The 13585-nt window shown below is 45.2% G+C and carries 11 protein-coding genes; 3 read left to right on the plus strand and 8 right to left on the minus strand.

Going from position 1 to position 13585, the window contains the following annotated elements; all coding sequences use genetic code 11:
- Positions 1-5: 5 nt before the first annotated feature.
- The 6 genes from AACV12_RS11705 to AACV12_RS11730 form a co-directional block, all read right to left on the minus strand.
- The gene (locus tag AACV12_RS11705; protein ID WP_013856712.1) at positions 6-1586 is read right to left on the minus strand and encodes a cytochrome ubiquinol oxidase subunit I; all 1581 of its coding nucleotides are present in this window, start codon (positions 1584-1586) and stop codon (positions 6-8) included.
- A 120-nt stretch (positions 1587-1706) separates the two neighbouring features.
- A complete protein-coding gene (locus AACV12_RS11710; protein WP_017044810.1) occupies positions 1707-2306 on the minus strand; it encodes an HvfX family Cu-binding RiPP maturation protein in 600 nt (199 codons plus the stop codon).
- On the minus strand, positions 2303-3049 hold the full coding sequence (locus AACV12_RS11715; protein ID WP_013856714.1) for an HvfC family peptide modification chaperone: 747 nt from the start codon (positions 3047-3049) through the stop codon (positions 2303-2305). Before AACV12_RS11715 ends, AACV12_RS11710 begins: the two co-directional genes overlap by 4 nt.
- A complete protein-coding gene (locus tag AACV12_RS11720) occupies positions 3042-3905 on the minus strand; it encodes a DUF692 domain-containing protein (protein WP_013856715.1) in 864 nt (287 codons plus the stop codon). Before AACV12_RS11720 ends, AACV12_RS11715 begins: the two co-directional genes overlap by 8 nt.
- The gene (locus AACV12_RS11725) at positions 3893-4207 is read right to left on the minus strand and encodes a hypothetical protein (RefSeq protein WP_013856716.1); all 315 of its coding nucleotides are present in this window, start codon (positions 4205-4207) and stop codon (positions 3893-3895) included. The genes AACV12_RS11720 and AACV12_RS11725 overlap by 13 nt, the downstream gene beginning before the upstream one ends.
- On the minus strand, positions 4197-5153 hold the full coding sequence (locus AACV12_RS11730; protein WP_094147388.1) for an MBL fold metallo-hydrolase: 957 nt from the start codon (positions 5151-5153) through the stop codon (positions 4197-4199). Before AACV12_RS11730 ends, AACV12_RS11725 begins: the two co-directional genes overlap by 11 nt.
- 396 nt (positions 5154-5549) lie before the next feature.
- Between AACV12_RS11730 and AACV12_RS11735 the strand changes: the two genes are divergently transcribed.
- The gene (locus AACV12_RS11735; RefSeq protein ID WP_170900371.1) at positions 5550-5969 is read left to right on the plus strand and encodes a hypothetical protein; all 420 of its coding nucleotides are present in this window, start codon (positions 5550-5552) and stop codon (positions 5967-5969) included.
- A gap of 153 nt (positions 5970-6122) precedes the next feature.
- Positions 6123-8927 carry a BamA/TamA family outer membrane protein gene (locus AACV12_RS11740; RefSeq protein WP_170900372.1) on the plus strand — a complete coding sequence of 935 codons (2805 nt, stop codon included), beginning with the start codon at positions 6123-6125 and terminating at the stop codon, positions 8925-8927.
- A gap of 121 nt (positions 8928-9048) precedes the next feature.
- Here AACV12_RS11740 and AACV12_RS11745 read toward each other — a convergent pair whose 3' ends face one another.
- Positions 9049-10680: a methyl-accepting chemotaxis protein gene (locus AACV12_RS11745; protein ID WP_013856720.1), complete on the minus strand. Its 1632-nt coding sequence runs from the start codon at positions 10678-10680 to the stop codon at positions 9049-9051.
- 464 nt (positions 10681-11144) lie between these two features.
- On the opposite strand from AACV12_RS11745, the gene AACV12_RS11750 reads away from it, so the two are divergent.
- A complete protein-coding gene (locus tag AACV12_RS11750) occupies positions 11145-11912 on the plus strand; it encodes a potassium channel family protein (RefSeq protein ID WP_013856721.1) in 768 nt (255 codons plus the stop codon).
- Positions 11913-11958: 46 nt separating this feature from the next.
- Here AACV12_RS11750 and AACV12_RS11755 read toward each other — a convergent pair whose 3' ends face one another.
- Positions 11959-13347 (minus strand): EAL domain-containing protein, encoded by a 1389-nt coding sequence (locus tag AACV12_RS11755; protein ID WP_228376473.1) that lies wholly within the window; start codon positions 13345-13347, stop codon positions 11959-11961.
- Between the last annotated feature and the right edge of the window lie 238 nt (positions 13348-13585).

Below are 13585 nucleotides of genomic sequence, written 5' to 3' on the forward strand. Positions count from 1 at the left end.
CTCCCTTAATGGTGTACGTGAGATAGATATCCGTGCCCATCTTGCGTTTCAAAATGGTAACGTCCGGTATGTAGGGCACTTGGGCCGCGCCGAGCAAACTTCACCATCAGGTACATTTCCACCACCAAAAATGCGCTATAGAGTAAGTAAACTAGGCCCAGTGAAATCCATAAATCGCTGGTTGATAGGTTAGATACGGCCATATTAACCGGAAGCACTTCACCGATAGCCCAAGGTTGGCGGCCAAACTCAGCGACAAACCAACCCGCTTCGCTGGCAATCCAGGGAAGTGGAATAGCGAATAATGCCGCCTTAAGTAACCAAGGCTGAGTGCCGATTTTTCGCCGACAAATTTGGATGAAACAGAGCCCAATGACAGCGAACATCGCCATACCGCAGGCCACCATGATGCGGAAGCTCCAAAACAGAGGTGCAACTTGCGGAATGGTATCTTGCGCGGCTTGTTTGATTTGGCTTTCAGTCGCATCAGTTACTTTATCGGTGTATTTTTTGAGTAATAAACCGTACCCCAAATCCTCTTTTAGCGTTTCAAACTGAGCGATGTTTTGCAGTGAATCGTCACCATTGCGTAAGGCTTCTAATAGCCCGTAAGCGAGCATGCCATTGCGAATGCGCTCTTCACTGCGCGCCATCAAATCTTTTAAGCCGATGACGGGCTCATCCAATGAACGCGTGGCGATAATACCCATCAAATAAGGGACTTTAATCGCCGCGTCTGTGTGCATGGTTTCTTGGTTAGGTAGCCCAAACAGAGTAAAAGAGGCAGGGGCTTGTTCGGTATCCCACTCGGCTTCAATGGCGGCCAGTTTCACCTGTTGCACTTCACCTAAGGTGTAACCTGACTCATCACCTAGCAATAAAGTGGCGGTAATGGATGCCATGCCAAAAGCGCAAGCCACAGCAAATGAGCGACGCGCAAAGGGAAGGTCGCGCTTTTTCAATAGGTAGTAAGCGCTGATACCCATGATAAACAGCGCGCCTGTGGTGTAACCCGCCGCAACGGTATGCACAAACTTCACTTGGGTTACTGGGTTAAAAATGACCTCAGCAAAGTTGATCATTTCCATACGCATGGTTTGGTAGTTAAACTCGGCACCGACGGGGTTTTGCATCCAGCCGTTGGCCATCAAAATCCACAATCCAGAAAAGTTAGAGCCTAAAGCGGTTAACCAAGTCACGCTTAAATGCTGACGCTTAGAAAGGCGATCCCAGCCGAAGAAAAATAACCCAACTAAGGTAGATTCAAGGAAAAAGGCAATCAAAGCTTCAATCGCCAGCGGGGCACCAAAAATGTCACCCACATAATGAGAGTAGTACGCCCAGTTGGTGCCAAATTGAAACTCCATAGTGAGACCGGTGGCAACGCCAACGGCGAAGTTGATGCCAAACAGCTTGCCCCAAAAACGAGTCATGTCTTTGTAAACGGTTTTTCCGGTCATCACATACAGCGATTCCATGATCGCCAGTAAAAACGATAAGCCAATGGTCAGCGGAACAAAAATAAAATGGTAAAGCGCCGTACTGGCGAACTGGAACCGTGACAGTTCCACCACATCTGTAAGCATAAAGTCTCCCTCCCGCCACCAAAATGGCAGGTAAGATAGTCAGAGATGAATGTGTGATTGATAACACCTGCCACTTGAAGCTGCGGGCGGCAACTTCAAGTTAGTAGGCATCATTAGGTGTTAAGCAGTTTGAGGCGTGCGAGTGAATGGTTTTTTTAGCCAGTAGTCGAGGCTGACGTAGCGGCCACCACCGTAGATGAAAAGAACCATCAGCATCACAAAGTAAGTAGCCGCAAATTCCATCCCGTTATTGAGCATCACAGGGTCGCCAAGTTCTGTGATGTAGTTGTAGCGGCCCGGAAAATTGACCGCCAACCATTCAATAAAACCGTTTAAGCGCACCGTCGCTTCCATACTGCTGGTGGCAATCGCGTCCCAGCCATGTTTCCAGTGCACCATTGCGCTCGCCACACTCATCATGAGAATCATAGGGATAGCCATAATGCGAGTAAAAAGACCAAGTGCGATGCATATACAGCCGAGAACTTCTGTCGCGGCAGCTAAAAATGCCAGCAGTTCTGGAAAAGGTAGATTTAAACCACCATCGGCGGTTGAGGCGCCAAACCAAGCAACGGTTCCAGCGAAACCAACCACTTTGGAATGAGCACCGACAAAAATCACCGGCACGAGAAAAAGTCGAATCGCAAGTAGTACTATAAAATCGAATTTTTTAAATTTTTCGATCACGCCATCGTACCAATTGAGGGCTGAGTGAATCATAGAGTTTCTCCTAATAAATACAGGCTGATGAGTCCTTGTTGCTGAAACGTTTGAACCCACGCCAAAAAATGGAAGTTGGATAGGTGTTGAGCTATCTGTTGTTCTAGTTGCGTTAGTGACTGCGCTGGGGCGTTTTGAATCATCTGAATTAGGGCGATATCCACTTCTCTGAGTTTTTGTGATACCACCTGATGCGATGCATGACGAAATACCCCATAACAGACCGTTTTCTGTTCTTGAATCAAAAAAGTGACCGATTCTGGATGGACAAGAAAAGGCACTTCGACCAGTTTTAACGTTGGGTTAAGCTGTATGCAAAACGCCTCCGGTTGAGCTTCAACATCATCCCACCATACTTTGAGATTCGGCACATGAGCGCTATCCATTTCAGCGTTGAAAACGATCCATTCATATTCAAGCAGTGCGATTTGCTCAGCACTGAGGTTAACACTGGCGTTATGGTTATTTTGCTGTTGGATAAACTGAACAAATTCAGTCGCAATCTGATGGAACTCAGGCTCCATAGCGCCATGTATTACCAGCCATTCGTCCGTCAAAATGTAGAGTGTTTCCTCGTTAAGTTGAGCGTAAAACAGAGGAAAAGTGTGCTTAATGACAGAGTAGATATTCGCTCGAATGAACTCTCGATAACGGCAGGGCGGTTCGCCTTGCGCGACAGGAGAGCGGATCACGCAGGTCAGTGCGTGCATTGACATACTCATGTTCATTGGTGGTTTAAGCATGGCTACGCTCCACATCGATAACTAATGATGGCGCTGGTTGCATAATATCGTGATGGATAGTGCGCAACTCTTCAGTCAAAACCACCAGAGGAGGCACATGATGATCACGTTCAAGCAGCAAAGGACGGCTACCTTGTTGAGCGTAAGCATAACGAGCCAAGTCAATCACCTCTTGTTGTACTGGTTTGCCATGGGTATCGAGCAAGAAATCTTCGCGCTCTTTTAAGTGACCTGCGATGTGGTAATAGCCGATCGCTTCGCTCGGTAAAGTGGCCAGCATGTCAAACGGGCAGTAATTGTGGTTACGGCTATTCACATACACATTATTGATATCAATCAGCAGCTGGCAGCCGCTGCGCTCAACTATCTCAGCAATAAATTCGCCTTCGGGGATCTCCTTGCCGTAACTGTGGTAGTAGGAGATGTTTTCCAGCACCAAAGGGCGTTGCACAAGATCTTGAACGCAGTGAATGCGATCGACCAAGTAAGCAATGCTCTCTTTATAGCGCGGGATAGGCAGCAGTTCATACAAGTACCCTTGGGCATCACGCGAAAAGCTCAAATGCTCACTGTAAATGTCGATGTTAAATTCATCTAAAAATGCCGCTACCTTTTTCACAAACGCTTTGTTCAGTGGCTGACAATCGCCAATCGACAAACTCAGCCCATGTGCAAGCAGAGGATAGTGCTTTGCTATCTGCTGTAACTGCTCGCGTTTAAGTCCGCCCATGTTCATCCAGTTCTCCGGAGCAAGCTCAAGGAAATCGATGTCGGGATGGTCAGGCAACTGGCATAGCAAATCGATGTGTTCGCTACGCAAGCCGATGCCTTTTGAAGTGCGATCTATTGCCCGCATACACCACCAGTGATTTTGCTGTTGGTTAGAGTAATGGTTTCAGCGGAAGGTGCGATTCCCTCTGCGGTTAAGCCGCATTTACCATCTCTGGCGCGTACTAAACGTCCTTGCGGATCGCTTTTTAAATCCTGTTTCTCAAAGCGTTTTTCAGTACCACATTTACCAGCCGCGCATTTGCCACCATTTTGAGAGGTGGGTTGCGCACTCACTGGTGCTTCCGTTGACGTTTCTGCAACGCTCATTGCAGGATGAAGAGCAATGGCCGAAGTCATCGCAATAGACAAAACAATTTTACAATTCATGGGTTATCTCCTTCACGGAACTCATTGGGTAGCTTGAGAGATCACGGGCGGCAATAACTTCGCCGTGATAAAACTGTTTGATGATCTTGGTGGACTCTGATTTATGTTTAAGGCCGACTCCCATCCAGTGGTTGAGCACGAGCAGTTTAGGATTGATTTTGGCTGCAATTTCGCCAATCACTGAAGGTTTAGCGTGCATAAATGCGGAAACTTCATCGGCTGACTCATGAACAGCCATCGGCATGACTAAAATGTCAGCGCCTTGAGCAAAATCGAGAAATGCTGGGTTACTGCCGTTTTGATCGGCAGAAATAACAATAACGCCCTGATCACTTTCAATACGATAAGCCAAACATGGCACGTCCCCATGAGGAATACCGAGTGCGTAAATGGTTAAACCGTCTTGTTGATACACTTTAGTTGGTGTCGTGGTTTTGTAAGAAACATCAGTGATGGTGACTGGGAACAAACCATCGCTGCCATCATACAAACCATTTAAATAAGCGTAAGCGCCATCTTTGCTATTAAAGAGTGCGTCCATATAGCCTGATAGGCTAGGGAAGGCCGATCCCGCTTGCGGGCCTGCAATATCTAGCGGGTCTTCTCGCTTAAAGAAGTAGCCGCCTTTGAGCAGCGCGGGCAAGTCTGCAACGTGGTCGGTGTGAAAATGGGTAATGCCTAGAAAATCCAAATCTTCCAGTTTAGAGCCGGATTGGCCAAAGCGCAGATACGCGCCGCCGCCAGCATCAATCATGATTTTAGATTTGCCTTTCCACCAAATTACTTCCGCTGAAGAAGAGCGCAGATCATCTGAAATTGGCCCTCCCGATCCTAAAACTTGTAAAGTGAACTCTTTGTCGAGCGGTTCTAACGAGTTTGCGTAAGCACCGATGGCACCGCACGACAAACTGATTGCGAGCACCAGCGCCTTGAGTGGTTGTTTCATGCTGACTACCTTTTGATTGTCTTTTTTATGATATGTGGATACCTAGGGCGAAAAGAGACTTGCGATAAAAGTGCAAGCTTTTTGATTCTCGTCAAGGTGTAGGTGAAAGATATGATTTACGAGGATGTTTGGTCAATCTTGATTTTCTTACCTATTGGTTAAGGTAAATTGAACGATGTGGTGTGATGCAATGATAAGCCTGTTAGATTCTAGGTTTGTACCGCATAGCCAGAACCAATTAATACACATAAAAAAACAACAAATGTTCTATTTAGAACGGCATCACTGCAGTGTTCAGTGATATTTAACCCACGTTTACTTTTAAGTGATGTTATTTTTGGGTGGTTTTGAATAGGGTAAAGCTATTATTTTTTACAAATACCTATGATGTCAGTAATGTTTATGATGAAGATGAAGCCAAGCTATTACGTGATTCCTATGCTTATTGCATTTAATGTCCATGCGGCTGACAGTCAGTGTGATGTGATTTCCAGCCAGTTACACGATGTGAGCAATGGCTCTGAAGCGGTTGAACATTCTGACGGGTACAGCGTTCGTGACAATCCGCCTATTCGCTGCGCCGAGATCGTGTTTAAGACCAAACAGAGTTACGACAAAGTGGTTGCTTGGATGAATGATGATTTCACGGCGATTTATGTCGATGGTTCAGAAGCAACGTCCAATATGGTTCGATTTCGAGAGGATGATGTAAAAGCTGGCTACGTGAAAATTAAGGTAAATCAACCAATTACCGCTTATGTCTGTTTTGGTCAATCGAGCGTTCCGATCAGTCAAATAGAGTGCGATATAAGATAGATTGCTTAGCAATGTTAAGTGCCATCTCCTTAAATGGGGGAGCAAATGATAGTCAGGCCTTATCCTGACAAAGCCATACATTTCGATACCCAATCCTTTTCTCATTCAACGTACAATCGCCGCACTTAATTATTGAAAAGGGTTGTTGTAACGATGTCAGCAAAATTTGTACTCTCACCCATTATGGGTTTGATGGTTTGTTTGGGTATGCATACACCAACAGTATTGGCTGAGTCAGTCGCTTGGGATCAAGCTGGTCAGCAATGGCAGACTCAACAATCGCAACATTTTATCGTGCACTTTCGCAGTGAATTGGCCCAGTACGCGGCGCGTTCGTTAGATATTGCCGAGAAAGTGCATCAAGACCTTGCCAGTCAATTTTCAAAGATGCCAGCTGAAAAAACGCACCTAACGCTGGTGGATGACTACGACTATTCCAACGGTTGGGCAACGCCGCTGCCTTATGCTCAAATTCGCTTGATCTTAAATCCCCCCAGCGATATCAATGGATTGGAAGGCAATGATGAATGGTTGCACATGCTTATCCGCCATGAGTACACTCACATTGTTCATATGGAATTAAATGAGCGTGCGGTCACCGGAGCTCGGCGTATTTTTGGCCGTCACACACTGCTTTTCCCGCATGCAATGACACCCTCGATGCTGTTAGAAGGGTTAGCGGTTTACATGGAAAGCCAAAATGAACAAGGTTATGGACGTTTGCACAATAGCCATTTTGCGATGCAAATGCGCATGGAAGTGGCGAGCGGACAACTAGCTGATCTCAACCAAATCGTGGTAGCGAACAAACGTTTACCGCTTGGCAGTAATTACCTCTACGGCGCGTATTTTATTGATTATTTAGCCAAAACGTATGGCGAAGACGCACTCCAACATTTTTTAAGCGATTATAGTGGCTACCTAATTCCGGGCGTTTTCTTAAACCGAAGCGCTCAACGTGCTTTTGGTAAAGACTTTTTTGCGCTTTGGCAAGAGTTCCGTGCCGATCTAATCACGCAGTTTTCAGATCAAATTGTGCAAAGTAAGGAACAGCCTTCAGAGGCTCAATCTCTCGATAGCCAGCCGTTTGAATATCTATTAGCCAATGGTGGATCAGAGCAATTACTGGCTTGGCGTCGTGATGGGGTTGATCGAGCAAATTTAGCGATGTGGGATAGTAAGCAAAATCAATGGCAGCGTTTATTGACTACAAAAAGCTTAACTAGCCTCGATGTTCATCCCCAGCAAGGTATCGTCGTGTCACAAGTGAATAGTTATCTTGATGGACGAGTGTTGAATGATCTTTATCGCTACGTTGATGGGCAGTGGCAGCGTTTAACCGAGCAACAGCGCTTTACCCAAGTACGTTGGAGCCGAGATGGGCAAAGTGTTTTCGCTACCCGTCATGAACAAGGGTTGCCTGAGTTATGGCAGGTGACGCTGGATGGGCAGCAAACCCGCCTATGGCAAGGCACATATGGTTGGGTTATCGGTGATATGGCGCTGTCTCCGACAGGCGACATTTATGCTTCCGTGAAGCAGCCGTCTAGCGCTTGGAATATCATGCGTTTTGTCGCCAAAGAGCAGCGCTGGTTGGCTGTCACTGAAACATCAGCAACCGAGCATCAATTGAGTTTTACCCAAGAGGGTGAGTTGCTGTTCAGCGCCGATTACACGGGGCGTTATCAGATCTACCGAATGGACTTGGCCAGTTTGCAGTTGGAGCAGTTAACCAATGAAATTGGTGGTGCTTTTTCTCCGCAATGGAATCAATCGCAAGGGCTTATCTACCAAGCTTATGAGCATGATGGTTACCATTTGCGCCACATTCCGGCGGTGACGGCTTTCAATGAGGCTCCGTTGTCTTCCTTTGCCAAGGTGACATCCGTTGCTTCGACGCCGATATCTCAGGTCGAAAAAAGTGACACTACCGACTACTCACCGTTGTCGACTTTAACGCCACGTTATTGGGTTCCCGTTTGGCAAGGGGATGATAACCAATCGTTACTTGGTTTCTCGACCAGTGGCTCAGATGTGTTAGGGCGACATCAATATGAAATCCAAGCTGCTTGGGATACAAAAAATGCGTTGGCGACGTACCAATTGGGATATCAATATGACAACCGTTGGCAAGCGACGCTCAGCCGAGAGCATGAGTTTAAGTTAAACCCATTGACCAATAAAGACGATCGCATTGTCCGTCAAGATGACTTGACGTTACAACGTAATTATTTATGGCATGGCCTCGATGATAACTTAACGTTTGGTATCGGAACTTATTGGCAGAAAGAGTCATTGATCAAAGCGCCTCAAGGTACGCGCTATACACAAGCCAGTGATGAGTGGCTAGCAGGGACTGCGCTGCAATGGGATAACCGTGAAGGCTTATTGAATGTTCCTGGTTATGCGTGGGGTCATTACGCTGATTTGGTATGGGAGTCCAATGTTGGCGGTGATTACTCTGGACAAAAATGGCAGGCGCAGTGGCAAGCACATTGGGACCTCCCGGGGAGCTTCAATCTTACCACTCACCTTGCGGCAGGTTATGCAGATTCAAAAGCTAAAGCGTTTGAGCTAGGCAGTTACGAAGGCGACAGCGCGCAGCTCTATGGTCGCCAACAGATAGCGTTGCGTGGCTACAGCTCTGCGGCTCAAGTAGGGCAAGCTTACGCGACACAAAGTGTTGAACTAAGTCGCTTATTGTATCGCGCTGAACGAAACTGGAATTTGTGGCCAATTGGCTTGGGGGATATTTCAGGTTCTGTATTTGTCGACTCAGGATCAAGCTGGAACGATAACCAAAACTACCAAGCCCTGACGGGGATTGGTGCTGAAATGCAGATCGATACCATCGTACTTTATGGCGGCACGTTACCAGTACGGATTGGTTACGCTCATGGATTAGACAGTAAATTAGGCAAAGATGAAGTGTATATCAAGCTAACTGCTCAGTTTTAACCGTTTGTTGAGGAGGAAAGGGTCGCATCAAATGCGACCCTTTTTGCGTTGTAAGCCGAAGCAAGGCTTACTGACCACTCAAACATGAGAGCATGGTTATTTTTAACTAACAATGCGAGGGTTATACCTGAAAACGACTCACGGTATTTTGCAACATCGCCGCTAACTGGCTAAGTTCGACGCACGCTTGAGCGGCGCTGGAAGAACCTTGTGCAACTTGCTTGGCTGATTCACTAATGCGTTCGATATTGCGGCTGAGCTCTTCGCTAACCGAATCTTGCTCTCCGCACGCACTGGCGATTTGAATGGTCATATCAGCAATATGCGCGCTTTGATTACTAATGTGGTCAATCGCGATTTGAGTTTGGCCACTTTGCTCCACACATTGTCCCATAAGTACACTGCTTTGTGACGTCGCTTCACGAGCACGCAGTGCACATGTTTGTAGGCTTTGGATAATATTGACGATGTCGCCCGTCGATTGTTGAGTTTTGCCAGCTAAAGCACGGACTTCATCAGCCACAACCGCAAAACCACGCCCTTGTTCACCAGCACGCGCCGCTTCAATTGCTGCGTTAAGTGCAAGCAAATTGGTTTGGTCGGCGATGTTGCTTATCACGTCAACGACAACGTTAATTTGCTGTGCTTGCTGCTCAAGTTCTAATACGCGTTGTTCTGCTTGATCAATTTCTTGAGTCACAAGAGAGATAGCATTAGCGACGGAATCCATCTGTTTTGATCCAAGGATGGATTGTTGGTTACTTTCACGAGCGGCGTCAGAAGCGACTTCTGTGCTTCGTGCCACTTCTGCAACCGTTGATTTCATTTGCGTCATGGCCGTAGCAATGTGCATCACCTCGACCTGTTGCTCTTGCATGCCCTGTGATGTCTGTTCAGAGACGGCGCTAACTTCATCGACAGCATGAGATAGTTGAGTCGCTCCGGCGATGATCTCTTCCACCATTGAGCGTAAATTCTCTTGCATACTTGAACACGCATCGGCCAATTCACCTAGCTCATCTTGCCCAATATGCTGACGTGCTAATCGATGGCTTAAATTACCTCCAGCAATGGCGTTCGCTTGCTGTACAACCAACTGTAGTGGCTGGCAGATTAAGCGAGAAAGTAATAGTGTAATGAACACCATAAACGCTATCAGCGCAACGATGCTGCCTGTGGAAAATGAGGTGATAGCTTGAATAAGCGTCATCAGTTCAGAGCGATTTTTGGCAACAAAGGTTTGGTTTAAATTGAGAAGATCGTCAATCGCACTCTCTAGGCGTTCAAATGTAACCAAAGAGGCTGAGATATCCCCTTGAGCTTTTACGATATTTTGATTGAGGATATCGTCATTAAAAGAGCCAAGCGCAGTCAAGTAGTCACGCCAGAGGTTTTTAACTGGCATAAAAATCGAACGCTCGTGATCGGTCCAAACCGCACGCTCATAGGTGGCTAGTGCACTATCAATTGCTTGATAGTGTTCCTGCATCCAACGAATATCCTCCGTAATTTCGGCTTGATCGGTTGCGGAAAGCAAACTGATTTGAGCACGTCGCACAGAAGCCATATTGTATTTGACGTTATTGACCATCATCATTGATGGGAGTGTGTCATCCGTTAGATTGAGTAGGTCATCTTGTATTTCGTTCAATGAACGATATAGGTAATAACCGAAGGCGATGTTGACTAACGCGATAATAGTAAAGGCAAGCGCAATTTTTTTGCGAATGGCTAAATCTTTTAAAAAAGACATGGTAATAAGTGACCTCGGAGTAAAACAACGGAGTTATACCTGTCCCACTTGCAGTATTGCTGTATTGATCACGTTCATTGACGCCAATTCCACCATTTTATTGATGTTTTTTCGGCCTCACTTACTGGTCATCGACAGCATCCTAAGTGGCTTGGGTATCGGGTCACGTCCATATGAAAATAGAGAGATATCCATAAAGTTGTGCATCGTATCACAATTGAAACTTGACTCCTATGGTGTTTTTGAGATTTTTGTGAGTGAGATATTGGGTGTGGAGAGCTTAGAATAACGCTCAAGACGGTTATTTTAAGCTTTGTTAAGGTCACAATTCTTTACATCTCAACCACCTAGTTTATAGTGATTTCCATTTTGAATTGGGTGCTAATTGGGTAACCGAAAGGGATGGTTGTACTGTTCACTTGGTACTTTTGGCGTTAAGGTAAACGGAAAAAGGTATTTGAATCATGAAATTAAAAACACGTTTACAACTACTGTCTGCGATCGAACATAAAACTGAAATTCCGATGCTGCTATTATCGGTAGTGTATGTGATCGTCGCTTTACTACCAGATATTGCACCTTTACAACCCGAAGAGCTTGATTTTCTGGAGCATCTGCTTTGGATTATTTGGGCATTGTTTGCAACAGAATTACTTATTAAAGTGTTGCTGAGCCCCAATCCTATCCGTTATATGATTAAGAATTGGCCTGACGTGTTGATTGTGGCCATGCCATTCCTACGTCCGCTCCGTTTTTTACGCATTTTACTGATCTTGCCAAGAGCATGGCGTCAAACAAAGGCGGTACTGAGACAAAAAACGCTCAGCTTTATTGGGCTAACCAGCTTATCGACAGTGCTTCTTTCCGCGGCTTTTGTCTATTTGGTCGAAAAAGGCACGGATAGCCCAATCAATGATTTTTCTGATGCGATTTGGTGGGCAATGACCACGATTACTACTGTTGGTTACGGCGATATGTATCCAATCACTCCATTTGGGCGTGGTGTTGCCGTGTTTCTGATGTTGACGGGTATTACACTTTTCGGTTTATTGACCGCGAGTGTCGCCTCATTTTTCATTGAAGAAGATGGGCAATCAGCAGAGCATAATAGTGCACATCACACGAAACAGCTTAATAAAGTGTTAAAACAACTTTCTGTTCAACAACCTGTTCGCAAGCGTTTTCATTTAGCTCGCTACCGTGCTCAGTTGGCCTCTCGTCATAAGAAATAACCACTGAAGTTCTAGTTATCATCGTATTGGAATGCCAGAGATTGATCTAGGTGGTTTTAAGCAGAGTGATAAACTCACTGAGCGGCATAGGTTTATAAAAGAAATAGCCTTGTAAATAGTCAATTTCTCTTTCGTTCAAAAAATCAATTTGATCTTGGGTTTCCACACCTTCGGCGATGGTTTTTAACCCAAGTCGCTTAGCCAAATCGACTAAGTTTTCAACAATATGGCTAGAGATCGCATCACTACCGATCATGGTAATAAAGCTTCTGTCGATTTTTAAAATGTCAAACTTGAACTCTTGCAAATAGTTCAAACTAGAATGACCCGTACCAAAATCATCAATTGCTAGCAACACACCTATTTTATCCAATGACTGGAAGAGCTTTTTTGCTTCATCACTATCAATAACCAACTCTCTCTCAGTGAGCTCTAGCGTTAAAATATGTTTACGATTGTTGAAGGTTTCAATGAAATGTTTGCAATCATCAAACAAATTGGAAGCTACGCAGTGCTTGGCTGAAATATTAAATCCAATACTGAAATGCTCTGGAAATTGTGACTGATGTAATGAAAGTTCATGCTCTACTTGGGACATTAACTGAGTCGTAATAGGAATGATTAGCCCAGATTCCTCCGCTAAGGGAATAAAAAGATCGGGCCTCACTAATCCATGAACAGGATGTTGCCAACGGGCAAGCACTTCGATATGGCAGAGCTGACCACTACCATCAACAATCGGTTGTACATACGGAACGAATTCGTTGGATTGAATAGCGCGTTTTACTTCTCCTTGCATTGACGAAGCTTGGCCGAGTTTCCAAAAAACAAATCCGCCTAAACCGATTCCCATTAAGAGAGCTAACATCGCACTGGTTTGTTTGGTGTTTTTAAAATAAAGCCAGTAGTCATCAATAGTTAATAGGGTCGATAGTGAATAAGGGTAGCGTTCTGAAGTATTAATGATTGTGGGAAATAACGGTTCGGAAGTTACAACGCCGGTCTCGTCGAGATGATTTTTGCCAACGTGAAAATAAAATTTGCCATAGCCATCTAGTAAAATAAGCATGTTAGTTAGGTAATAGGAACTAACTCCAGTGATCACCATACCCTGTTCGTAAGTTCTGTGAAAAGCTAACACAGGCCGGAGAGGTGTGAGTCGATTACCAGCCATTAAATAGAGCTCACCACTGACATAGCTGTCGATTTGGTAGTGATCGTTTATTTGACCGTTTAACGAATTGCAATAAATCGTATTTTGTTTGGCTAAATTGATGGTCCGGATATCGGGAGTTGTCGCCACTAGCTCGCGTAAATAATGAATAGCATCTAGGCAATCCATATTGAGATAGGGCGCTGCACGTTCATTGGCAACATGAGCATTTCTTAGCAGTAGATTAATGTAATCCGTACCTTTTACCAAAACGTTTTGCATGTGATGATTCAAATCAGCTCGTGTCTGCCAAGCGATAATTGGGCTAGCTACAACGATGGGCAGTAAGCAAAATAGTAAGCTAACTATCCACCGTCTACATCGTTCATATTTTATAAATGTCTGCATCTGGTCCGAGTGCTATTTGTTTAATCATGCAGTAAGCGTAGCAAATATCCTCTGAAAATCATCCGTTTATTTCGCAGTTTGCTTGAACTTCAACACGACTTACGTCTTTGTA

The organism is Vibrio sp. 2-2(8) (genome assembly GCF_963888495.1).
Classification (GTDB): domain Bacteria; phylum Pseudomonadota; class Gammaproteobacteria; order Enterobacterales; family Vibrionaceae; genus Vibrio; species Vibrio anguillarum.